This window comes from Candidatus Berkiella cookevillensis (assembly GCF_001431315.2).
Taxonomy (GTDB): Bacteria; Pseudomonadota; Gammaproteobacteria; order Berkiellales; family Berkiellaceae; genus Berkiella_A; species Berkiella_A cookevillensis.
On the sequence record NZ_LKHV02000002.1, the window covers coordinates 44,755 to 70,079 of the forward strand.

At 36.2% G+C, this 25,325-nt stretch carries 17 protein-coding genes; 13 read left to right on the plus strand and 4 right to left on the minus strand.

Features of this window, described 5'->3' with window-relative positions; all coding sequences use genetic code 11:
* The first annotated feature begins 88 nt into the window (after positions 1–88).
* The 3 genes from lipA to CC99x_RS12810 all read left to right on the plus strand — a co-directional run bounded on the left by lipA (position 89) and on the right by CC99x_RS12810 (position 2,442).
* Positions 89–1,090, plus strand: a complete 1,002-nt coding sequence (gene lipA, locus CC99x_RS12800; RefSeq protein ID WP_057625440.1) for a lipoyl synthase — start codon at positions 89–91, stop codon at positions 1,088–1,090.
* 90 nt (positions 1,091–1,180) lie between these two features.
* On the plus strand, positions 1,181–1,519 hold the full coding sequence (locus CC99x_RS12805; protein WP_057625413.1) for a tRNA-binding protein: 339 nt from the start codon (positions 1,181–1,183) through the stop codon (positions 1,517–1,519).
* A 221-nt stretch (positions 1,520–1,740) separates the two neighbouring features.
* Positions 1,741–2,442, plus strand: coding sequence for a VIT1/CCC1 transporter family protein (locus tag CC99x_RS12810; RefSeq protein WP_057625412.1), 702 nt, complete (start codon positions 1,741–1,743; stop codon positions 2,440–2,442).
* Positions 2,443–2,454: 12 nt separating this feature from the next.
* On the opposite strand, the gene CC99x_RS13005 is transcribed toward CC99x_RS12810, so the two are convergent.
* A complete protein-coding gene (locus CC99x_RS13005) occupies positions 2,455–4,281 on the minus strand; it encodes an ATP-binding cassette domain-containing protein (RefSeq protein WP_057625411.1) in 1,827 nt (608 codons plus the stop codon).
* Between the two features lie 305 nt (positions 4,282–4,586).
* On the opposite strand from CC99x_RS13005, the gene CC99x_RS12820 reads away from it, so the two are divergent.
* From CC99x_RS12820 to CC99x_RS12835, 4 genes are read left to right on the plus strand one after another with little or no spacing between them, the layout of a single operon-like run.
* On the plus strand, positions 4,587–7,283 hold the full coding sequence (locus tag CC99x_RS12820; RefSeq protein WP_057625410.1) for a hypothetical protein: 2,697 nt from the start codon (positions 4,587–4,589) through the stop codon (positions 7,281–7,283).
* Complete coding sequence (locus CC99x_RS12825; protein WP_057625409.1) at positions 7,276–8,391, plus strand: hypothetical protein; 1,116 nt, start codon at positions 7,276–7,278, stop codon at positions 8,389–8,391. The genes CC99x_RS12820 and CC99x_RS12825 overlap by 8 nt, the downstream gene beginning before the upstream one ends.
* Positions 8,388–9,077, plus strand: coding sequence for a hypothetical protein (locus tag CC99x_RS12830; protein ID WP_057625408.1), 690 nt, complete (start codon positions 8,388–8,390; stop codon positions 9,075–9,077). Before CC99x_RS12825 ends, CC99x_RS12830 begins: the two co-directional genes overlap by 4 nt.
* Before the next feature lie 11 nt (positions 9,078–9,088).
* Positions 9,089–10,960 carry a hypothetical protein gene (locus CC99x_RS12835; protein WP_057625407.1) on the plus strand — a complete coding sequence of 624 codons (1,872 nt, stop codon included), beginning with the start codon at positions 9,089–9,091 and terminating at the stop codon, positions 10,958–10,960.
* A gap of 111 nt (positions 10,961–11,071) precedes the next feature.
* On the opposite strand, the gene katG is transcribed toward CC99x_RS12835, so the two are convergent.
* Complete coding sequence (gene katG / locus CC99x_RS12840) at positions 11,072–13,294, minus strand: catalase/peroxidase HPI (protein ID WP_102134524.1); 2,223 nt, start codon at positions 13,292–13,294, stop codon at positions 11,072–11,074.
* Between the two features lie 862 nt (positions 13,295–14,156).
* Here katG and CC99x_RS12845 point away from each other — a divergent pair.
* Positions 14,157–14,495, plus strand: coding sequence for a helix-turn-helix transcriptional regulator (locus tag CC99x_RS12845; RefSeq protein ID WP_057625406.1), 339 nt, complete (start codon positions 14,157–14,159; stop codon positions 14,493–14,495).
* Positions 14,482–15,753: a type II toxin-antitoxin system HipA family toxin gene (locus tag CC99x_RS12850; RefSeq protein ID WP_445971462.1), complete on the plus strand. Its 1,272-nt coding sequence runs from the start codon at positions 14,482–14,484 to the stop codon at positions 15,751–15,753. Before CC99x_RS12845 ends, CC99x_RS12850 begins: the two co-directional genes overlap by 14 nt.
* A gap of 162 nt (positions 15,754–15,915) precedes the next feature.
* Here CC99x_RS12850 and CC99x_RS12855 read toward each other — a convergent pair whose 3' ends face one another.
* Positions 15,916–16,974 (minus strand): DnaJ domain-containing protein, encoded by a 1,059-nt coding sequence (locus CC99x_RS12855; RefSeq protein ID WP_057625404.1) that lies wholly within the window; start codon positions 16,972–16,974, stop codon positions 15,916–15,918.
* Between the two features lie 231 nt (positions 16,975–17,205).
* Between CC99x_RS12855 and CC99x_RS12860 the strand changes: the two genes are divergently transcribed.
* The 4 genes from CC99x_RS12860 (at position 17,206) to CC99x_RS12875 (ending at position 24,320) form a co-directional block, all read left to right on the plus strand.
* On the plus strand, positions 17,206–17,442 hold the full coding sequence (locus CC99x_RS12860; protein WP_057625403.1) for a hypothetical protein: 237 nt from the start codon (positions 17,206–17,208) through the stop codon (positions 17,440–17,442).
* A gap of 81 nt (positions 17,443–17,523) precedes the next feature.
* Entirely contained in the window at positions 17,524–23,697 is a 6,174-nt protein-coding gene (locus tag CC99x_RS12865; RefSeq protein WP_057625402.1) for a hypothetical protein, read from the plus strand.
* Positions 23,664–23,987 (plus strand): DUF6966 domain-containing protein, encoded by a 324-nt coding sequence (locus CC99x_RS12870; protein ID WP_057625401.1) that lies wholly within the window; start codon positions 23,664–23,666, stop codon positions 23,985–23,987. Before CC99x_RS12865 ends, CC99x_RS12870 begins: the two co-directional genes overlap by 34 nt.
* Positions 23,988–24,008: 21 nt before the next feature.
* On the plus strand, positions 24,009–24,320 hold the full coding sequence (locus CC99x_RS12875; RefSeq protein ID WP_057625400.1) for a DUF6966 domain-containing protein: 312 nt from the start codon (positions 24,009–24,011) through the stop codon (positions 24,318–24,320).
* Positions 24,321–24,380: 60 nt separating this feature from the next.
* Here the strand turns inward: CC99x_RS12875 and CC99x_RS12880 are convergent, their stop codons facing one another.
* Positions 24,381–25,157, minus strand: coding sequence for a hypothetical protein (locus CC99x_RS12880; RefSeq protein WP_141651935.1), 777 nt, complete (start codon positions 25,155–25,157; stop codon positions 24,381–24,383).
* Positions 25,158–25,325 lie beyond the last annotated feature (168 nt).

The following is a 25,325-nucleotide window of genomic DNA, read 5'->3' on the forward strand; positions in this document are numbered from 1 at the left end:
ATAGATAACTTTTTTAATTTAAGATGAGCTGCGTTTTCAATTGCGCTATAATCGTTGGCATATAAAAATGAAAAAATTAGTTTATGCCATGGTAAAACCTGTATCTACGCCTGTTGTTGTCAAAAGTGGTGAAAAATACACTACAAAAGAAGGATTCAAAGCAATCCGCGATGGAATTAAACAAACGATTCATGATGGACATTCATCAGAGCCCTATCTTCGCAAACCGCCTTGGTTAAGAATTACATATACAAACTCTCCCAAATATCAAGAAGTACGTGAAATTGTGCGAGAGCATAGGTTGAGTACTGTTTGCGAAGAAGCAAAATGTCCAAATATGAATGAATGCTGGGCGCATGGCACAGCAACCATTATGCTAATGGGTTATGTGTGTACACGTGCTTGTCGATTCTGCTCTGTTGATACAGGCAATCCAAATGGTTGGTTGGACAGAGATGAGCCGCTGAACACCGCTAAGTCAGTACAGCTTATGGGGCTTCAATATGTTGTTTTAACCTCTGTTGATCGAGATGATCTGGAAGATGGCGGTGCTGCACATTACGCAGACACAATACGACAGATTAAATTACTTTCGCCCTCAACAAAAGTTGAAGCTTTAACAGGTGACTTCCAAGGTATTCTAAAAGATGTACAGACTGTTTTAGATTCTGGTGTTGATGTATTTGCTCAAAATGTTGAAACAGTTCGTAGATTGACACACCCTGTTAGAGATCCTCGCGCTGGTTATGAACAAACCTTATCTGTTTTAGAGTTTGCCAAGAAATATAGAACAGACGTAATTACAAAGACCAGTTTAATGTTGGGATTGGGGGAAACAGAGCAAGAGATTATTGAAACGATGGATGATTTACGTGCTATAGGCGTAGACGTGGTAACTTTTGGACAATATTTGCAGCCTACTAAGAACCATTTGCCTATTCAACGTTATGTCTTGCCAGAAGAATTTGAGCGATATCGAGCAATAGGATTAGAGAAAGGCTTTTTTGAAGTTGCATCAGGTCCTTTGGTGCGTTCGAGTTATCGTGCAGATCGAATTTTCGCAAAGAATAATTTAGGGATGAATGAGTAAGTATGATGTTGCGGACTTGTGCTGCGCCAGATATTCTAGCTTCTTTTTGTTATATGAGGGATGAAATAGGCCAGACTTGCAGGGAGAAAGATGTCAATAATCACATATGAAGAGTTTGCACGAGTAGACTTACGATCAGGCACCATTATTAAAGTTGAAGCTTTTCCTCGTGCTCAAAAGCCCGCATATAAGATATGGGCAGATTTTGGTACAGAAATAGGTATTTTACAAACGTCAGCACAAATTACTTTAAACTACACACAAGAAGCATTGCTGGGACGCTCTATTATTGGTTGTGTGAATTTAGATAAAAAGAATATAGCAGGATTTATCTCTGAATTTCTGCTGGTTGGATTTTCTGATGAAAACAATGCTATTTGTATCGCGACCATTGATTCTAAAGTGCCAAATGGAAACAAATTGCATTGAGATATCTAGTGCTAGTTATTGAACAATGATCACTTTATTAAATCCTCCTCCATAGCTTCTTGTCGATTTGTATATATTGCAAATAACTAAAAATTTTAATGTGGAAGCTGTAAATAATTTCACTAGTGAAGATGAAATTATACAGATGCTATTATGGTCAGATAATCATAAGCACTCACATACTAAAAGAATTATAAAATTTATAATAATAAAAGGATTTCATGCGAAATACACATCATCTAGAGCATCATTTAATAGGGCGTGTGCCTTGGTTAAGAGCCGCTGTTTTAGGCGCAAATGATGGTATTGTTTCAATGGCCAGTCTTATCACCGGAATAGCGGCGTCTAATGCATCACACGCAGACATCATGATTGCGGGCATTGCTGGTATTGTGGCAGGTGCCATGTCTATGGCGGCAGGAGAATATGTATCTGTTAGTTCTCAATCAGATACCGAGAAAGCAGATATTGCAAAAGAAGCAAAGGAACTTGAGACAAATCCAGAATACGAATTTAAAGAACTCGTTTCTATCTATGTAGAGAGAGGACTTGATAAAGATTTGGCGCAGAAAGTTGCTACGCAGCTTGTGGAAAAAGACGCACTCAAAGCACATTTGCGAGATGAATTAGGCATCACAGACATAGCTCAAGCACGCCCCATGCAAGCTGCAATTACTTCTGCTTTGTTATTTTCTTTGGGAGCAGGTCTTCCTGTGAGTGTGGCGTTTTTTGCGCCTATAGAAACTATCATTGTATTCGTAACAATATCATGTTTATTTTTTCTTGCTTTGCTGGGAGGCGTGGCCGCCTTTGTGGGAGGGGCACCTATTTTAAAGGGAGTGATTAGAGTTAGCTTTTGGGGAGCGCTTGCTATGCTGGCTACAGCGTTAGTGGGTAAGATTTTTGGGGCTGCAATGATATAAATAAAAATGATATTAAGGACTAAAATATTTCTTTTCCCCACTATCTTCTTTCAAAGAGGCTGACTGTTTTGAGGTTGGTTTTGCGTTGTACACATTAATTTCTTCATCGTAGAATGGTGTGAATGAACTGGTTTTTGTATTGGTGACACTATTTGGATTGTGATCAACATATACGATTGTTGTTGTGCGTAATTCTTTTTTTATCAAACGCTCTACTTTTTGTTTGGTGAGACAATCCAGAGCAGAAGTTGCTTCATCCATGAAAAGTACTTTCGGTTTATGAATAATCGCGGAAATAATGGCTAAGCGTTGTTGTTGGCCTGGGCTTAATATTTTTCCCCATTGACCTTGTGTATTTAAATTATTAAGAAAATAGTCGCTAAAGTCTAATTGCTTCATTAAGTTTTTTATTCGATTGATTCGTGTTACGGTTGGTTCTAGCTTCTCAGGATAAATGACAGCTTCATATAGAGTACTATGGAAGGGAAAACAAGGCTTTTGTGGAATAAATAAGGTTTGTTTTTTTAATCCATCAGATGAGGCTGGGTATGTGATATTTCCTTTAGCAAAAGGCCACAAACCGGCTAAAGTTCGAAGTAAGGTGGATTTTCCGGCTCCGGATCGACCGGAAATTAAAGTAACTTTTCTTTTGGGGATCTGGATACAAAGATTTTCAATTAATGTATCGCCATTGGGGGTATATATGTATAGGTTTTCTAGTGCAAGGTTCTGGCCATAATTCTGTTTTAAGACACATTCTTCCTTTATTTTACTCCATTTCTCCATGATCGCTTTAAATTCATTTGTTCTATCAATAGATATTTCGAGTGCAAGGATATCTTCAATATTTGCTTGTTGCCAAGTAAAGAATTTGACCACATTTTCGAAATATTGATTTACCTCAAATATTTTTGTAGAAGATAGAGTATTATTAATAACACTTGGGATAGACAGAATCAGCCCAAAAACAGTTGATAATTTAGAATGAATACTTTCAAAGATGTTTAGCTTTGATGAGAGCATTGTTGTGATTCGTTGCCTATCGATTAATTTTTGTAGATTATTGATAATATTAGATTTTTCATTATTATTATTTTCTTGAAAAGCAATGGCTTCTGCATTTGTCTCGATATGTGCAACTAGATTTAAAACACGATTTTCTTGATTTCTTTTGGAATTTTTTGCATTTTTTAAAGATTGGTTGTAATTTCCTGTCAGAAAATTATAAGAAATGGAGTAGCATAATGCCCCTAAAGCCATATAACCTGGTATTACAAAATTCCTGCCAAGTGCTGTGAAGGTTAGTTGGGATGACATAATGCTAAGATGGTAAATACCATTTATAAAATAAAAAAATGAATTTAATGCACTTTCTGCTAGAGACACTGCAGAATTACTGATTTCATGGCTATCGTCTTTGAGTATTTTTCCAATATTTAGTTTTTTAGATTGGTGATCGGTTAATACAAATTTGAGACCATAAAAGCTTTGTTGGTTGAGCCATTTTGTAGCAAGTTCTTTACTCATTATGCGAGATAGAGATTCAATGAGATAATCACAAAAAGCATATTTAATGACTAATGTGGCTGCATAGAGACCAATGTAAAATAAGCTATTGAAAATAGCGCCGAAAAATATTGTATACGTAATGCCTGGAGTAGCAATAGCACCAAATAGTGTTGTCATGGATGTATTTATAAATACAAGCAATATTGCTTCAATAATATTGCTTATGACAATAGCGAAGATGGTGGATGTTCTGACTAAATTCTTTTTAGAAAATCCAATATAAGGCTTTAAGATAGAAGCAATTTTTTTTAATTTTTCAAAATTTAACACAAGATTTTATAGCCTTCTCTTGGTATAGGAAGTCAAGAACAAATTTATTTGAAAAATTTGAGATGGGATTATAGAGTTACACGCATTTATAAGTCAAAAATCCACATTTATTTATATAAAAAATGTATGTTATGTTTCTAATATCAAAAAAATTAATATTAGTTGCGTAGGCTGTAGCAAAAATATGAGAGAATTCCACACTTTAAATTAAAAGAGAAATGAATTTAAACAAAAGTTGAGTAACTCGTATTTGAGTTGAGCTTAACAACTAAAATTTTTTAAGTGCTAGACAAGGTAGTATAAGAATGGCATCCAATTTATCTCGTTCGGATGAGATCAAGGAAAAATTTAAGCAAGCATTCCTTTCATGGCAGTATCAAAGCCTAAATGTCATTGAGATTGATAAACAATTCTTATCTATCACATCCACAAAGCCCAGTCGTGTGCATGCAAATACAGTCATTAAAAATCAACTGAATAGCCAAGACTTTTGGCAGAAATTGGAAGAGGAAAATAGCTTTTCTAAAGAGGTGGAGGATTTAAAAACACAATGGAAACAGGTTTGTCTTTTTGCTGATTTTTCAAGCCAAGAGCTGATGCAGCTTAAACGAGATAAGTTTGATGTCTATGAGCTTGCTATTCTGCGGGCTTTACAAGAATTACAAAGCGATTTGCAAAGATATAAATTGCATAATGCCTGGAGGCCTGCTTGGATGCTTACTTGGCATCAAGCAAAAATAGATGAATTGAATAATAAATATCAAATCTTTTTGAGTCTTAAAAAGCAATTACAATCAAGTCTATTATTGAAAACTCATTTAGTTTTGTATCTTGGTACACCAAAGCGCGTAGATGATCTTTATTTATACTTTGCTGAAAAAACAAATAAATTAAGTAGGTCTAGAACTAAATTGGCTGTTCCCATCAATATATCATCTGCATTAGATGATGATACCAGGACTGCTATTTTTGATTATTTGAGTACGGATAGCGCAATCAAAATAAGTGACTTAGAGAGGATTATTGAACCAATCAGTCAAACACCTTATAAGGTTCCGATAAAACCTGCACAGGTTAAAAATGAATTAGAAAATATTGCTAAATTTTCGAGTTTGATAGAAATAGATTTACAGTTGACATCTACCTCAAAATTTAAAAAAGAAAAACAAGAAAAAGATAAAACTGAATCTTGGTTAAGAGCAAAATTTTCTCCATTATTTAGTCAATATATTTTTTCAACTACATTTTCAAAGAATCTTTTCAGAATATGGCGTTATCGATGGTTCTTGGCTTTTGTCGTGACTTTTGGCACATATCTTTGGCTTGCGCCTACAATTATTACTTTTGTTGGTCTTTCAGTAGGTGGATGGGCAGCGCAACTTGTTTTAGATTTTCTATTCTATGGCATCGCATTGTTTCCTATTTATGTTGTAGGGATAAAGGCAATAAATTCTATAGGGAAGTTTCTACATGAAAAAATGAGCTATTGGAAGACTCAAGAAATACAGCAATCTTTGGAAATTTTAAAACTTAATCAACGTTTTATTTCATCGCAGCTTTCTTCTGGTATTATGGATGTGGCTTTTTTTAATATTGCCAGCCTTGAACTAAGCGCTCAGACTGTTCTTAAAAATATTGATAATATGATTAAGACTTTAGAACGCACCAAAGGTTTAAGTAGATTGGTTTATTGGGGACAGTTGAAGCGTTCAAATGAAGTGGTATTAAAAGAGCTTAAATCACAAAGATGTTTAATAGACGCTCGATTGAAAACATATGCCACGCATATTAGTGAGCGTTTATCTGAAAGCTTGGCAAATTTGCATAAGGATATTTGCGATTCAAAATTAAAACCCGTTATACCTAAGTTACAAATCAATCATTTAAACAATTTTGTAAAAAAATATGGTAGTTTTGAAGATCAAAAAAAATTTTCTCAAAGTGCTCGTTTAACTTCGCTATTTTCTGCTGCCTTGCTTAGCAATACATTAAGATGTCGTACAAATTTTAAAACGCAGCTCAATCAACCTTGGGGTGGTTTTAAAAGCAATATTCCAAGCTTCAATGGCTGGCGCACACTGATAGAGCATTATGTATTAGATGATCACAAAAGAAATGCTGCCCTAAATATTATTGATGTTTTAACAGGGCAGAAGCATTGTACTATTGTAGAGCTTAGTGCTTGGGTCTCTGAGGTTGCAGAAGAAGAGAATAGGCGACAACTCATGCGCAATATCCAACAACATATTTTCTTGACATTAGATGAGCGTCCTAGTAAGCATGCGCAATTATTATCTATAGAGCAAAAGAATTTAGTTGTCATTTGGGGGAAGGAAAATTTAAGAAAAATACGAGCTGCACGAAGTTTTGTAGGTAAACTGTCTCAACTCAAAAATATTCAAAGTATACTTGCACGAATACCGGATAATGCATTAATTGAGCACTTTGAAGCTCTTGAAGGGCTTGAAAGATTTGATACAGTGAGAGGAGAAAAGAATAGTAATCAGAATATTGTTCGTAAAATGCTGGAGCAATATGATGGTAGCGCTTCACGATTGACTTATTTTCTGAAATTTTTGCCGCCACATCTTAAGGAAAGTTATTCATTTAGAATGGCCACATTGCGATTAAAATGGCTCATGGCTAATCTGAAAGCCATTAATAAGAATATCTTTGATGAGGCTGATGTGGAGCTTTTTAAGTATCCAGCTTTAAGTGATAATTTTTCATTTGAGAAAATTGTTAGAGATAGCAAACAATATAATCAGCCATGGTCTGAGATTTTTGATGGATTTCTACAACAATGCACTCAAAATGGCTTTGATGATGGTGATTTGTTCTCAGATTATGCTGCAATGAATGAAAGAGTCAAAGATTTTTTAGAAAAAAATGCTAAAGTAGTGGCGCCGGCTTTAAAAAATCACACCAAAAAGAAAAAATTAAATACCGAGAAAAAAACAAATCTCTCAACAAAAGCAGTACCAGGGGTGCGTTGTGCCTAAATCAAAGACGATTAATTCGCAGAAAGAAACTAAGAAATTTTTTAATGCAATTGAAAAGAATCCTCCATCTTCACTGTATACCTTATGTAATTTATTGCTTGTTGCCAATGACTCAGTGCAAGCAAATCATGCTATAAACAAGATTGAAAGATTGGTTTCAGTTGTGCAACTTGATAAACTGATTGCGTGTATGATTAAGCTGGAGAATAATAAAAGATTACTACTCGATAAAGACAGAGTAGAATCTTTTAAAGCTTTCCGAATAGAGCTTATGAGTCAAAAAACATGGCTTACGCGCTTAACGCAAGAGAATATTATCAAACTGAGTACAAGTGATGAGTTTTTGTTTTATGGGTTAATTGCTTTAACCAGAAGTCATCTACAAGAACAAGCATTGAATGATCCCTTTGACAAATTTGATTTTACTGTTCTAGAAAATGCTGGCATTGAACAAATACGAGATGTGATAGAAGAATTGGTCTCTTCTTGTTCTTCCTTGCCATTAGCCGCATTTAAATCAATAGCCAAAAGAGATATTGAATTTGCTCGAGGTATTTTACTGTTCATGCAAAGTCATTCTCTAAGATTTGAAATGGGAGAATATTGTTTAGTTCAACACCCAGCGCTAAAAGATGAGCTTTATCTCAATTGGAAAAATACTACTGAGTCCATACCACTTACCCAGCAATCTGAAACATTATTAAAAAGCTCTGTGAGTGCGACAGGAAGTAAACATCCAGAGTTTTTAGATATTTTAGGAACCAATCGTATTAAAAAAGACACACCGAATATAGAGAGTCAAGCACAACGTCAGAAGTATAGTTTTGGTGTTCTTTCAGGCATAACCTGTGTTACAGCAGCGCTTAGATTTGCGCCTCGATTTACAAGCTTGAGTAGTGCTGCTGCATCTTATTCGGGTGCTTCTTTGGCGAGAGTCGCGATAGGTTCCAGCGCTGTTGCTGCATCGGCCGCTGTAGCGCCATTGATAGCGCCGGCATCTTTGTTATTACTGGGAGGCTTTATGGTCTTAAAAGCCAAACAAAGAATGGATGAAACACGAGCAATAGAGAAAACGACCCCAACAAAATATAAGAGTTGTTTAAAATGATGAAGTATTATCACTTATTAATGAAGAGTTTCTTATTCACTTGCCTTTTTCTATTCTTGACGGGCTTCGCCTTAACCCAAAAAGATACGCCCATTGGCAATGAGCCTGATGGAAATCCTGATCCCAATGTGGGGATTGTTGTCAAAGAAAATAGTACAGCCTTTGATATTCTTGCAGACTCTAGCCATAAAACTCACTTTCAAGCCATGAAGCTAGACGATAAAAATATTCGTTTTATGACAACGCCGATTGACTTAAAACCACATAAATTCACGCTTGAAGACAATGAAGTAGGATTTATAGCAGATGAAGTTTATTTTGTGAGTATTAGCTTTAATGAAAAGACGCATGTTTGGAAAAGTATTAATTTTACGCCTTATTTTATTCCAGCGAATTGGAAAACAGAAGCAGAGCTGTTGCCGTATTTAGAAAAATGGCAAGACTTGATGAGGAAAGCACATTGGGTATCAATGAGCACTAAAACATCAGGGTTTCATATGATACCAAGGCCTGATATAGATAGTTCTTTTTATATAGCATACGATATGTGGAGCTTAGAAAATAAATATAAAGCTTATATTCAAGTAGAAAGAAATACTACTCGCCCGCGCAATGATGATCTGAGTATCCCAAAATATAATATTCGTTTTTACATATATAATTTGCAACAAACAACCCGGTTATAGGATGTTCACTTATGGAAGTAACTGAAGCATACGCTGTCTTCAAAGAAAAGCAAAATCAGACTTTGGAATTTATAAATAAATATGATGATCCACAACATGCTAATGCAGCCATTACTAGTGTGTATTGGCAATTATCAAAGAAGGATCCGACTTTTTTATGGTTTCAGGGGGCAGCGATTGCCTCTAATCAAGTCGGGAAGAATATTCTTGCCTCAGGTTCTGGCGCTATTATTGAACAATCAGAGTTTCTCTCAAGTGCAATAACCAATAACACACCCATCAATACAGGTGATTTACAAATACTTTATAACAGCTTAATTGAGGGAAACAAAACTATTTTCGAAAATATAATCCCTTTATATCTAACCTATCAAGAAATTGGAATTGAAGGATTGAATTTACTTCATCTTGCTGACGGCAATATGAGTGTTGTTTCAGATAATATTTTTGATGCATTTGTAGGGCATAATTCACTATCAAAAAAGGCCAATGATATAGCAAATGAGCTTGGCCTTGAAATAAATGACCCAAGCGTAACGAAAGCGCTTTTTGCAGATGAGAAAAATTTGGATTGCGCTTATAAAGCAGCACTGTTTCTAATCGAGCATGAGCAGAATATTGTGCAGAAGATGTATCAGCCGGATTTTACTGCTGCTTTAAAAAACGAGCATTTTACAAATATAGCAGAGTTACTGAAGCTGACAGGGGTAACTGTCGGAGGTCAATATTATTCATTCGCTCAAATAAAAGATCCCTCTGATATATCCCAAAGAATGGAATATTTCAAGAGCGTACTTTCAGCGATCAAAGAGCAATATCTTTTTCCCGATACACTTAAAAAATTTCTTTTTGATGTTGATCATGCTTTTGTTGATTCTTTTAATAGAATTAACCCTTATCATTTTGATGCAAATTCTGAGGGTGGTGTAAATAATATTCAGTCACACCGTTTCAGATTTGATTTTATCAAACCAATAGATAGTTTTCTGACCGAAAACTTTATTGTCAATCAAGAGGCTTTATTTCATAATAATACGGATATTAGTTTTATTGATAATGGTAGCCATAGTATTTTTCCAAGTGTATTTTCTGGTGAGAAAGAAATTTCTAAAATAACCATAGATCCTCTAGCCACATTTCTTTCTATGAATCCTAGTTTTGAGGTGATTGCTGAAACACCAGAAGAATTATTGGCCTCCAGCGATTATTTTAAAAGCCCATGGTATTATGCAACTGCTCTTTCTAATCCACAATTACCCTATTTGAATAATAGTACTTATATTGTGGTATATGATGTGCAGGATATTTTATATTATCCAATTGATGGAGAGGTTCGTGGTATAACATTTCCTTTTATCTTTGACACAAATACAGGCGTGCCATTAACCGTTCCATTGTTTGATGATATTGGCCATTATTCTCACGAATCAACGATAGATATACTGTATTCTACTCCAGAGCTTTTTAATACGCCTGGCCATATAAATTGGTATAATCCATATTGGTATGATGTTGTTGCTCAGGCAAAACAGCAAGCAATTACTGATTATCATATGAATCTTTTTAGTCAGTCATTTATGCACTTTATGACTGCTGGGATTACGCATTATTCTCAAGATTTTGTATTGGTAGAGTATCATTCAAACAATAAAATAAATATGTCTGATGTATTTTATGATTCAAATACTTCAAACTTTGGGAACTCTTCATTATTTCTAAGTGAGGGGGATGCACCTGCTAAAGTTGTCATTTCAAGCATACAATTAGCAGATGGTACATTACTGGAAAGAAATGATATGGGGGGCTTTAGTTGTTCAAATTGTAGCTCACATACACAAGAGTTAGAGCAGGCTGCGAATGCTTTTAACTATATTCATATGTAGCATCACTCACAATGATAAAAATAAAAATGGCGACGTATTAAAGGTCGCCATCATATAAGATGAGGGATGAAAAATTAACACAGCGCCTTTACAGTACTGTGTTAATTCCGATCAAGATGCGCTGCTTGCCTTGGAATTGCTTAGATCAAATCGATCTAGATTCATAACTTTTATCCAAGCATTAACAAAGTCATGTACAAATTTCTCTTGTGCATCAGCGGCTGCATAAACTTCTGCAACGGCGCGTAGCTCAGAGTTTGAACCAAAGATAAGATCAACAGGAGTGGCTGTCCACTTGAGTGTATCTATTCCACGTGTGCGACCTTCATACACACCATCGTGAGTTGATGACTTGGTCCATTGTGTGGACATATCAAGCAGATTTACAAAAAAATCATTGCTCAAAGACCCTGGTTGTTCTGTGAATACACCATGCTCAGATTGCTTAGTATTTGCATTCAAAACTCTCAGGCCACCAACTAGAACAGTCATCTCAGGTACGGTTAAGTTTAATGACCTTGCTTTATCAATGAGCATTTCTGCAGGTGATCGAGTATTCTTTTTGGCAAAGTAATTACGAAATCCATCTGCCGTTGGTTCAAGTACTGCAAAAGAACTTATATCTGTTTGTGCCTGCAATGCATCTGTACGTCCAGGCATGATTGGCACTTGTACATCGTATCCAGTATTTTTTGCTGCTTGTTCAATAGCAGCAGAACCAGAAAGCACAATAAGATCTGCAAGTGATATTTTCTTTCCAGTTGATTGCTTCGCATTGAAGTCTTTTTGAATGGCTTCTAAGCTTTTTAGTACTTTTGCTAGTTCCACTGGATTGTTGACTGCCCAGGTTTTCTGGGGTTCAAGGTTAATACGTGCTCCATTTGCACCACCCCGCATGTCTGTACCACGGAAAGTAGAGGCTGATGCCCATGCAGTTCTGACAAGTTCTGGCCCAGTTAAGCCTGACGCAAGAACCGTAGATTTTAGTGCTGCAATATCATTGGCATCAATCAATGCATGATCAACGGTAGGGACAGGATCTTGCCAAATCATTTCTTCATTCGGAACTTCTGAGCCAAGGTAGCGTGCACGTGGCCCCATATCGCGATGTGTGAGTTTGAACCAAGCTTTAGCAAAAGCAAGCTCTAATTCCTTGGGATTTTCATGGAAACGTTTGGCAATTTCTTTATAGACAGGATCGAATTTAAGAGAAAGATCTGTTGTGAACATGATGGGAGCATGTCTTTTTGATGGATCATGAGCATCTGGCACGAGATTTGATGCGGATTCTTCTTTGGGAATCCATTGGATAGCACCCGCTGGACTTTTCGTTTGTACCCATTCAAAACCAAAAAGATTATCCAAGTATTGTGTGCTCCAAGCAGTGGGTGTGACAGACCATGCACCTTCCAAACCACTGGTAATGGTATCGCCAGCATTACCTTTGCCACATTTGTTTTGCCAGCCAAGACCTTGTTGTTCAATATCTGCTGCTGCAGGCTCAGGGCCTAAACAATCTGATGGATTAGCTGCGCCATGTGCTTTACCAAAGGTATGTCCGCCTATGATAAGTGCAATCGTTTCTTCATCGTCCATTGCCATGCGACCGAAAGCTTCACGAATATCTTTGGCTGCAGCAAGTGGATCTGGTTTGCCATTCGGGCCTTCTGGATTTACATAAATTAAGCCCATCTCCGTCGCTGCAAGTGGCTTTTGTAGCTCTCTATTGCCACTGTGTCGCTTATCGGTAAGGAATTGCGTTTCAGGTCCCCAATAAACCAAGTCAGCTTCCCAATCATCTTCACGCCCACCCGCAAAACCAAGCGTTTTAAAGCCCATTGATTCTAGAGCCACATTGCCTGTTAGAACCATTAGATCTGCCCAAGAAATCTTTCGGCCATATTTTTGCTTGATTGGCCAAAGTAAACGTCGTGCTTTATCAAGGCTTGCATTGTCTGGCCAACTATTGAGTGGCTCAAATCGTTGTTGACCACCACCAGCACCACCACGACCATCCGCTACGCGGTAGGTGCCTGCACTGTGCCAAGCCATACGAATGAAAAATGGCCCATAGTGACCATAGTCTGCTGGCCACCAGTCTTGTGATGTCTTCATGAGTGCTTCGATCTCTTTTTTTAAGGTATTGAGATCTAGACTTTTAAAGGCTTCAGCATAGTTGAAATCTTTATCCATCGGATTAGATTCAGCAGAATTTTGACGAAGAGGACTGAGATTTAGTTGTTGAGGCCACCAAAACTCATTCAAACGTGGCATGCTTTGGTTAACAACGGCACTTGCTTCATGATTTAGTTCTGCGCCTGCTTGCGCTAGCATTGGTATAGCTAAAGTGGCAAATAAAGATATTGTTTTGATAAGTTTCAAAGTCAGATCCTTCTGGTAAGAAATAAACCATAATATACCGAATATGTTAAGAAATATGCAGCGCCTTCATATGATTGAGTCAATCTGTATGTAATGGGGTAGATAACTAAATCTTGTATCTCAGCCCCTTTTATTTTTATTGTATGGAACATTGTTGTCATGCAATCCGTTTCTTGTCATTGCAAGTGTTTCAAGCTGTGTATTGAATTTTTTTCCTTTCATCAGAAGAGAACCATCAAAATGTATTACCTATGTCATACAAAATCACATTTGTATAACAATTGTAATACAAACTGTATTACAGCCGTATTACAAAAGCATGTGTTCTGTACTACAAATGTAATACAGAAAAAAAAGATCGTACATTTTGATATTAAGCGCTATTCCTATGAATTTATTGCATATTTTTTAAAGTTATAGAGTAACGACATGTGTGGTAAATTTTTTCACAGAATAGCGGTTAACCCGTATTTAATTTAGCAAAAATCAGAGGGTAGCTGCTTACTACATGCCGGTTTTTGATGAAATGAGAATATTTTATGACTTAGTATGAGGTCAGAGAAATGCGTTTCTCATTCATTGAATGCAATCTATGTAAATGAGTATGATTGAGCTTTGTAATTTATACTCTATACCATTTAAAAAAGCTTCACTGTATATAAAGCCATATTTCAATTTCTCTGGAGATTTTTAGAAGTTATTTCATCTCGCATTATTGAGTACCTTTGCTTATCAACCTCCATTCTGCTAATATGGTTTATATACAGACCATATAAATTGTTTATGATCTATATATGAATCAAAAAGGTGTGGGATGGCCAAAACAACAAAGAGAGCATATTCACGCTATACACGCGAAGCCATAGAACTGTTTGCCGTGATGATCCGTGAGGCCAGATTAGAACGCAAGCTACCTGCTCAGGAGTTAGCTGAGCGTGCCGGCATATCGCGCGGACTCTTACAACGCATTGAAAAGGGTGATCCTAGCTGTGCGATAAGTGCAGTATTTGAGGTAGCTTATTTACTTGGCATCCGGTTGTTTGATTGCGATGAAGGCGCTTTAACCTCCACTTTAGTAAAGAGTAAAGAAAAACTCGCCTTGTTACCCAAGGCGGCCAGAAAATCTGTTCGCGTGGTAGATGATGACTTCTAAATCTTATAAACAAGCTTATGTTTGGATCTGGTTACCTGGTTTAACTGAGCCTGTTGTTGCAGGTAAGCTTGAGTTAGACCGTGGCTATTTGCGCTTTAACTATGGTAAAAGCTATTTAGAACGTATCCATAATAAAACGCATCCATCTATAGCAATCTTTGATGAAGAGCTGCCGCTTCGCCGAGGACTTATAGAGCCAAGAGATGGGCTGTCTATGCCAAGCTGTATTCGTGATGCTGCGCCTGATGCATGGGGACGCAGAGTGATAATGAATAAAATACTTGGCAATAAGAGTGAACTGGTTAACGATACAAACGTGGATGAGCTGATCTTCTTGCTGGAGTCTGGCTCAGATCGTATTGGTGCTTTGGATTTTCAAAAATCGCCGAGTGAATATGTGCCAAGGCAAGCCAAGAATGCATCGTTGGAAGAATTGATGCACTCTGCTGAGCGAGTTGAGCAAGGAATACCACTCTCACCCGAATTAGATCAGGCTTTGTTTCATGGCTCATCGATTGGTGGCGCGCGACCCAAGGCATTAATCGATCAAAATAACAAAAAATACATAGCGAAATTTTCTTCTAGCGATGATCTATATAGTGTCATTAAAGCTGAATTTATTGCAATGCGTTTAGGCTCGCTGTGTGGTTTAAATATCGCGAGTGTGCATTTGATAAAAGCTGCTGGTAAAGATGTTCTACTTGTTGAACGTTTTGACCGTATGAGTAGTGAAAATGGTTGGCAGCGCAAGGCTATCATCTCCGCTCTGACGCTGTTTGGCTTGGATGACATGATGGCGCGCTATGCAAGTTATGAACAACTCAGTGAAATCATTAGGAGACGTTTCAATAATCCCAAAGATACTTTACGCGAGCTTTACGGTCGACTTGTCTTCAATATTCTATGTGGAAATACCGATGATCATGCACGTAATCATGCTGCATTTTGGGATGGTGCAACCTTAAGTCTAACGCCAGGTTATGATATCTGTCCACAAGGCCGAACAGGAGGGGAGGCAACGCAGGCTATGCTGATTAAAGGCGATGATCGCATGAGCCAAATCAAGGGATGTATTGCCGCTGCGAATCAATTTCTATTGAGCAAAAAAGAAGCATTTGATATATATCATGCACAGCGTAGCGTGATCGAAGATAATTGGCAAAATGTTTGTGATGAAGCATCATTAAGCAAAGTTGATCGTAGTCTGTTTTGGGGCAGACAATTCCTAAATCCTTATGCTTTTGAGGATTTGGCTTGAGACTAGGCTTTAAAAAATTAGAAAGCAGTTGTTCAAAATTTTTTGAGATTCAATAGAGCTTATCAATAATATTTTTAATGTATATTTATATGCCACTAGTCACTGTGGTGAATATGCTTTAGGCTGATTATACCTCAAGATTTGAGGCTTAATTTGAAATAGCTATGGCTTTTTTAACATCTTATTGATTTTAGACACTATTTTAGTGTCGTTGCTGAGGGAAAATGCCATACCCGCTAAAAATGATTTTCGTTGCGTGAAAGTATAATAATTTGTATAGCTTTTGAAATATCCGCTCCAATTTTTGGCTGCGATACCTGCTTTTATTGATTCACATTCAGCGTGGGAAATTTTTTTTGACCGCTCATCTTCAAGCTCAAAGCATTCACTGGCCTTTATTAGTTGATTGTGTTGCCATTTAGCAATTCTATTGCCCAAAAAATATCCAAAGATAGCACAAGGAATACCTATGGTGATAGATGAGTAGAGAAAGCAGCATCCCAAAAGTAGGCCTGTGATAGAAAAGCGTAATGTCATATCTTTAAGTATTTTATTGAAATTTTCTTTAATGACCTCTGGGTAATTTCGCTTATATAATATTTTATCTAGTTTTTCTTTCTCATTTTTTGTGAGGACGTTACCATGAATTTTGACTTCAAAGATATGAGGGTTGTATTTAATCGCATCAACAATTTTTTGTCCTCCTTCAGGTATAAAATTGTCACTTGCTAGCATAATTTTGAAACAATTGGTCCATTTGAGCATCCATTCAAAGTGTATAAGCTCGTCAAAAGAATTAAAAAAATAGTCGCCATTATCGTGGTTGTTTAAAATTTTCTCACCTGTTTTTGATTTTTGATAAAAAGAGAAAGCTATACCATATTTGCTGTTTTTATTTCCAAATTGGCAGCCCCACATATCACTATATATGTGGCTAGGACGTCTCATTGGGTATACTGTTTCAGTATTATCTTTTTCATTCTCTTTGTTTTGCTTGCTTGGATCGAGCAAATAATCTCGTGCTGTTTGAATTTCTTGGAACTCTTGTGTTTTCTCTTTGAGATATAATTCTTTTTCAATTTCAGTGGCATCTTTGGGATAGACTAGTTTATCTGGATGACATTTGAGGACAGATTTTTGAAAAGCCTTTTTTATTTCGGACTCTATAGGATTGGCGCTTGATTTAAAACCAAGTATTACTAAAGCTTCTTGTCTATTCATCACTGTACCCAAAGATATTAAGGCTGTAAAAATGACAGAATGATGTCAATGCATTAAAGGTTTGTCAAGATATTGTGTTGAATATACACGTTTTTTTAGCCTTTCTGCATTAAACAAAACTTGAAACAGTAATAACTGATGCCTATAATTGCCATCTTTTTAAAATAACCAAATCATCCTAATACATTTTCTAATCGAATCTATCAGGTTGTCGTTGCACAGGGAAAAACCATGCCTAACCCCCCCAGAATAATTGAAGTTTCAACGCATCTTAACAATTGTGCATTCCATACGCTTATCCCTTATTTAATGGCATTTGTGAACCCAGCACAAAATAAAGCAATCGACTATCATTTTGCCGAAGCAAATCCTACCACCAACAATATTAATGCATTTAAAAAAACTAAGGGATACGGTTATTTTCTTGAGTCCTTTGCTGATTATTATCAGTGCTCAAATGTAAAATAGGTTGAAAAAGATCTAATCTGGCTTTGTCAGAGCCACTGTCATCCACTAGATCTTCAAGTATTATTAGGGCCTGTATTAAGGATGACACTAGAAAAAGTGTTATTAAACCATTCTAATCATGCCAAAATGATAAAAGAATCTTTCTGGAATCTATTGCAGGATTGTAAGCATAGATTCAATAACGAAGTACCGAAACATCTTCAAAGTAATGGACAATTTGTTCGTGAGTGGTTGGCCAACTTGAGGTTAGATAGTAACCATGAATTTGACGAGTTATTTATACCAAACAAAGATATTATTACTATCTATTTAACGTCATTAAGAACAGCTAATAAATCAAGTTTTATCCGTCAGTATGGTGACAAAGCGTTTAAGCAATACGTATCCTACCAATGCGATGTGAACCAATGTGCTTTTGTTTCTGTTCAGCAGCTTGAAATGCTCTGTCATAGCTTTCATTTCAATTATAGTGTGCTCGGTTATCAAAAACCTCAGAAATCTGCACAACTAGCGTTCAAGCCGCTGCTTACGGTGGTGTTATCAAATAAAACTCAGGCACATTGGGAGATCATGGTCAGCCATGCAAGTCAATGGGATTTCAAAAAAGATACTGCACCATCTGCAAAACTTAGATATTTTTATGTTCAGTTACAAAGCTTGATGAGCACAAAAATCCCTATAAGTCACATTAGGTTATTACAAAATACCTTCAGAGAAGAAATAAAAGAGTGCCTATTAACCCGTAAAGCATTTGAACAGAAGATTTATACCGTTTTGCCTGTAAATGATTGGTCTCATAACAGTGGTTTAGAGCCATTTGTAAATATTCTTGTGCAATCTATCATGCAAAATCAAGCTGCAAATGCCAAAAATACAAAGTGCTTAAATATTCAGTCGACCCAAGGATTTCATGATTTCTTAGAACATTTCAGAGGGCGATATAAGCTTGATAGTGATCTTAACCATCAACAAATCTCTGAAAAATTACGTTGGCTTTTAACGATTTATCCGCATCCCAAAGAGCATTTGATGATCATAGGGCCTGTGCTTCGTTCAATACTTAATCAAACCGAGATAGTGCCATCGGCATTAACAGTGCTTGAAGTTGTTCGCCTTGGTCATTCTTTTCAATTGGATTTAGATATTTATGGCCAACATGAAAATGATGCAAGAATATCTGTTTTTCATAAGATTTTTAGTCATAAAGTTGGTGTAAATGGCTTTGGTTTGATTGAGCTATCCTATGATAATAAATGCTTTTATCAGATTTCTAAAGATGAAATAGAAGGTTACAAAGAAAAAGCAATCAAACAAGGCTCGATAAGCCATACTTTTGCACAAGCAGAAAATCTTGAAATCCCATTAAGAACAAGGCTAAAATCCTTGCAAGAAAAATTAGTTGACGTTTGTAGAACAGGTTTTCCTTATGTTGATAGCGCAAGAGGAACGAACCCAAAAATCCAAAGAACACAATCTTTAAATACAACATCAAGTATTGTTTTAAATAATATAATATCATTTATTCAAAAAGATGATGCGGAATCTCTTCTGCAGACGATTAAAAATAAAAAAATATCTGCTAATCAAATCATATCAAATAAGGTGCATGCCTTAAATGCTACTGTCTCCGGTAATGTTCGAGGATGGACACTGCTTCATTATGTGGTTTACTTCGGTGCTAAAAAATGTGTAACAGAGTTAATTAGCTTAAACGCAGATTGGAAAAAAAAGGCTCAATGGGAAGTTACTGATAGCCGATACAAGCATCTGTTACCAAAAAGAAAATATAATATCTCTTCACTTGATCTTGCTGCATGTCTTAATCAGAGAGATATTCTGTCTTTTATTTTAGGTCAGACAAAACCAGACACAGAAAAACTGTTTATACAAGCAGCATACGAGCATGCATGTGCTTTTCATAGCGCATCTGCATTATATGCTTTTTTGGGTTTTTCTTTTGTTAAGCACTCAGAAAAAGCAGTTGAAGCAGCTATTACTCAAGGTGATTTGTTTCTTTTAAATGCCTTATTGAAAAGGAGGGCTAATATATCAAAGCAATATCAGAAAGCTGAAAAAATACTGCTAAGCTCCCACAATCTCATTAAAAATAATTGTAATCGGGAGCAAGTAGCAGTCAGTAATGCACTCTATAATTTTCTATCTTTAACGCAACATGCAAAAGTTGTTTCAAATCCCAAACAATTGAAGGCTGCATTTGAGTTAACTTCTAAATCAAGCCAAGTAATTGAGCAGGCTGTTAAAGGGAGCGCTTCTGAATGGGTGCATAGCATTGTTCTTTTTCAGAATGAATTTTCATATTTATATAAGCTTGGTGAAGCACAGCAAAAATCTATTCATGCACATTTTGGTATGATCGTTGAGCCAATTGCCAAATTAGCGTGCACTGCGATTAGTCAGAACAATACGGCACTATTAAATCATTGTTTTACAACGCGTGTTGAATTCTTGGTATACCCAGGACAATATAACCCAATGCATTGTGCCTTAAAGAAAGGTCAATACGAACGGTTAAGAAGGCACTATTTTTCATTGAATTTGCAAGCACGTTCTTCTGTGCAATTAACAAACAATTTTAAAAAATATGAGAACGCTGCTTTAGACGAATATGATAGGACTGTTCGATTTCGTATAGATAGACAAGAAATCAAGAAAAAAATTGGAGATCGAATTCAAAAAGCAAGATGGTATGAGTTGCCAAAATTATATATAGAGCGCGCTGGATTCGCTTTAAAGCAAGGGCAAATTGCCATAGCAGATAGTTTGCATCTTAAAGCTAAGCATAACAGCCATGTATTTAATAACCCGATTTTTAAATATGGCTCTCCTGTTCTGCAGTTGTTACCAACAGTTGGCACATTGGCAACAGCTGGCCCAATCCGGTTTTGCTTAGATGTATCTAAAGTAATAGCTTATCGGAATCTATCTTATGCGATTAATCGCTTGAGTTCTTACTGTGGTAATTATGTCCAATATGCGGAATCATTTGTCAATCATGCTATTGGTCTTGCTATCATGCCTCAGTATTATATTGCCTCTACGTTGGTGAGTAATGCGGTATATTATGGATGTATGTATTCTGGTTTGGATAGATTCGAATCGCTTGAAGCGCTAGCACAATTATGTGGCGATCAAATATGCTATCGTTACACCAATGGTAACTCATCTGAAATATTGTTTGATGAGCGCTATTTTATGAGATTAAATAGAAATTTATCAGAGGTTATTGGTGAAAACGCGACTTCTTGGATAGCACCGGCAGTTTATCATCTAGAATATGCAAACCAGCAATTGAACAGGATGATTGCCTCGCCCGGTGAGATGTTAAAGCCTTACTTTAGTGCAAGCACATTGCCCAGTTTAACGGAGTACTTGGATGGTTTTCAGATGTCTTTAGATGAGCTGCCATTTGCAGAGTCAGTAAAGACCACCACTGAAGTGCTTAAGTCAGCCCAAAATTATGTTAGTGAGTTTTATAAAAAGCGCCAATTGTTGGAAGAGCAACTTTTTAATTACATTGAAGAGAGCACGCTTGATCAATTTGGTGAATCAACTTTTAAAGCAGAGCGTCTTCATGCTATCCAGCTATTTCGCACAAATTGCATGAGTATGGAAACACAAGAATTAGTAGATAGCATTGAAACCACAAGCAAAAACTTAGTGGAAGCTAATGAAAAGCTTAAATATGCAAATGAAGAATTAATTGCCTATCAGAAAAAGCCATCCAGTGACAAAAATGATCAAAACTTAGTCTCATTGAAGACCGCTGTAACGGATGCTCAAGATATGGTATCTAACTTGCAAAATGAAGTTGACGTATCTAAAAATAAATTAACTGAACAACAAGGCATTTTAAAGGAAGCAAAAGAGAAAGAAGAAGCATTATTTAAACAGACTGAAGGTTATCGTTATTATGAAGACTGGCAGTCAAAAGTGTTCGAAGCAAAACATGGTGAATTTGATAATAATCTATCTGGTGCCCAGAAGGATGCATTGAAACAAGCTGAACAAGAAGCCTTTAGCAAGAGCAGATATTATAATTCAGATACAATCAATCAAGCTGCTGAATTATGGAAAGAAAGTATTCATGCATTTTTTGAAGCACATAAAAATAATTTTCTAGACACTACAAATATACCAAATACGATTAATAACATTATTAATAATGCTTTTAATCTCTACTTAGGCCAACCTAATGATCGAAATAATATTGCGCAATTTTGTGCAGATGAAATTATTCGTTATAAATATCCGTTCTATCCAGAAGTTGGGAATGCTGTTGTTATTGAAGCAGAGCGCCAAATGTATTTTCAGAAAATTACAAACGATACAATTGATGGCTACAACAAAAACCAAGATAGAGTTGAAAGAAGATTGTATAATTATATTGTTGCAAAAATCACCAATACTGATGTAAAGAAAGTACATAAATATCATAGGTGGGAATATTTTGTGAAAGGACCAAGCAATGAAATCTTAGGGAAGACAATTGGATGGGTACCATTCCCTGATTTTACTGGTAATGGGACGCCACCTAAGGGTGCAGGGGCTGTTGGTCTTCAGTTTAACGCCAATCGAAATAGTGCGAATCTTAAGCTGACTGTCAATAATCAGCCTGTGTTTACTTTTTATGATTCTGGAAAATCAACTGGCTACTCTTTGGTTTTGCCTTCTCAGAAAGAAGTTAGCAAAAGAATACAGCAAAATCCAGTCGTGCTTTCAAGCCCCAATACTAATATTGAGGCTGCTGCCCCTCAATCTGAAGCATTTGCATCAGATGAAAATACGTATGGATTCTCTCTTGAAAACCCATATATTCAAGCCATTATTGATGAGCAGCGTGATGTTTTATTTGGGTTATCTAAGAAGCAACAAGAGCCTGAGAGCAAAAATGCAGATTGCCAGAAGGAAGCTGTTGAGCCTGAAAATCAAACTATCCCACAAAAGCAAGCTGAAACCAATGTAGCGTTTTTGATGCAATTACAATATGGATTTCGTTATCTCAAAGGGGATAGAAGTACAGAGATTTTAGAGTGGCAAAAAAATAACAGAAAGCATTCTCCAAACAAGGTTGCTTTTTATGAAGGTGTACAAAGTGCAACAGAAACTGCTAGACATATTCGCTTAGGTATTTTCGATGCAGCTAAAGAGTTTGCTGGTGCAATATATGAACTTTTGAGCACAACAGGTGATTATATTGAAAGCGTTGTGCCGATGGAAAATACCAGTGTGACTGCTAAAGTCAAAGGTTATCAAATAGGCCTACCCCTTGCGGCTGCTAAAGCGGTGCAAGTACTTGGTATCTTTATTGGTGAAGAAGCGGCACGCAAAACCATGAATGAAGAATTAGCGACAACCAAGTACATCCGAGATTCGATTAATCAATTTGTCACGAATTTTGATAAAATGGATGAACATGAGAAGGTGCGCGAAGTATCACGCCTAATATCCTCATTTGCTATGCCAGGCGTCTTTGCTAAAGGGATCTCAGCGTCAGTGCGTGTGGGTGAGCATGTTATAAAAGGCGTAGGGCAAGTGATAGAGCAAGCGTCCATCCGCACTTACCATCTAAGACCATCTACAATTGTGCAACGACAGAAACTAGCGGTGCAAGCAGGCGTTTCTCCATCAATTTTGTCTCAATTTGATACTATGTTAGCAAAAGGCACTGAGCCAAGATATTCATTCAGGGAAAGCACCTTGCATCAAAGTAAGCCTCAAAGCTATACCCCAGGTCATAAAGCGCAAACACAGCTTAACCATCCTAATATTAATGCTCAATGGTTTGATACGGTAAGCGCTTATGTTACGCCAGTTGAAAAGCTAACAATACCTAAAGAAAAAGCATTAAGCTTTATGGGTGGCAAATACAGCAGTTATGTTCTTAAGGAGGATTCTTTATTATGGCGAGCAGGAGACTCAGAAAATGGCTTTGGACAGTTTTTTTCTAATATTAAGCCGGTAAGTGAGATACAAGCAAGGATTGATCGCGCTATATTACCTATTTGGCCAGATAATGGCGTTTCTATATTAGAAAATGCCTATTGTGTTAAAATTCCTAAAGGGGCTGTTGTTCATATAGGGTTAACAGCACCCCAAGGTGGGATGTTGCTAGGTGGTACTCAGCAGGTATATGTAAAGAAACCTTGGGAAATCAAAGGTGCAGAAATTGTGCAGGTGCAAAGTTTAAATGAGGGCATGGTATGGAACCAAAAAGCACGCAAAGCCAAGAAATGATTCATTTAGTCACAGAGGTAATGAATACTATTGAATGTGGATATAGAGGCAAGGAAAATTCTTGGTATAAATTCTTCGGTACAATCCTTGAAAGATTGAATAAGCCACATTCTGTAGACAAAATTGCTAGAGATATTATCTCTGTATACGGAGGGATGGGTACGTTTAATGATTTGGTTTTACATAAAAATCAAATCACTATGCTTCAAGAAGAAAATGATAAGCTTGAACAGTTACGTCATGATTTATATATTCTTTGTGAAAAAATTCTAACCAACACTGAATTGTAAATTGTGTGTAAGCGTAGAAAAGTGACTCAAAGCGAAGAAATGATTAAGATTATTAAAGAGATAATGATATTAATTGAGTATGATTATATTGGTAAAGAAAATCGTTATTACAAATACTTTGAAATAGTGCTTGAACGGCTAAATAAACCACATGACTTAAAAAAAATGGTCAAAGAATTGAGAGGATTATTTGGTGGTATGGGGACATTTAATGATTTTCTGCTTCACAAAGATCTAGTGACTCTACTTATAGAGGAGAATGATCGGCTTGAAGAGCAAAAAGAGAATTTATTTTCTTTATGCGAAGAAATACTTGGTAGTGATTTTAAGTAAGTTTAACCTTAACAACAAAGCAAGCATATTTATTAATTTACTTTGATGACTATGTTTTGATTAACATTGAATATATTTTTTATGGAAACCACATAGCCATCTTAAAGCTCTCTCCCTTTCTTTAAGACAGTTAACAACCATATTTCTGTCACAATCAATTAGTTTTTCAACAGCATTACTGTCTAAATGCATATTGTCATTATTGTGTTTGATTATGCTATCTTGAACATCATCTTTATTTGAGGTTTCAAGCATGTGGAGCAAAGTAGACATACATTTTAAAGCATGCATAGATTCCCCCCATCCTAATATAGATACTTCACCGCCAGACTCTACAGAACCTAGCCTTTGATGACACTTCATTGTTTGTAATAAAATAGACTCATCTATTGAATAAATATCTCCGTAACTTACAGCACCTATTATCCAATTAAAAATAGGAAAAGACTGAACTATCTGCATAATTTCACTATTTTTATGCTCTAAAGATGAAGTAGAGGCAAATAAATTTTCATAATAAGATCCTAAATGGTATAGCAAAACATCTTTCGATATATTGCTTAACGCCTTATCTACTTTTTGCTCAGTATCTTCCTCGCTAAATATATTCTTGCTGTTTGCTTCTACATTTAAAGCCGCTTCTGCTAAAAGCATCATCATCTTAAATAGTTTATATATATGATCCACAGAAGGTATACATTCTTGCATTCTTCTTGCAACAAAATATTTATCATTTTCAGACACAGGGTTGAAACCGTATAACAGTAATAATGGCAAACACCTTGCAGATGTCTTGGATGCAGCAGCAACGAAAATAGGGTGTTTCATCTTATACAAATTTAAACATTCCTTTTTATTATCTAAAAAATATTTAACAATATTTCCCCGACCATGCTTTAGCGCATAAATAAATATAGGGTAAATATTGGATATATTTCTGTCCTTTTAAGAAATAAAATTGATAATTTAAAAGGAGAGCTAAAATCTCTACAAGAAAGAATGAAC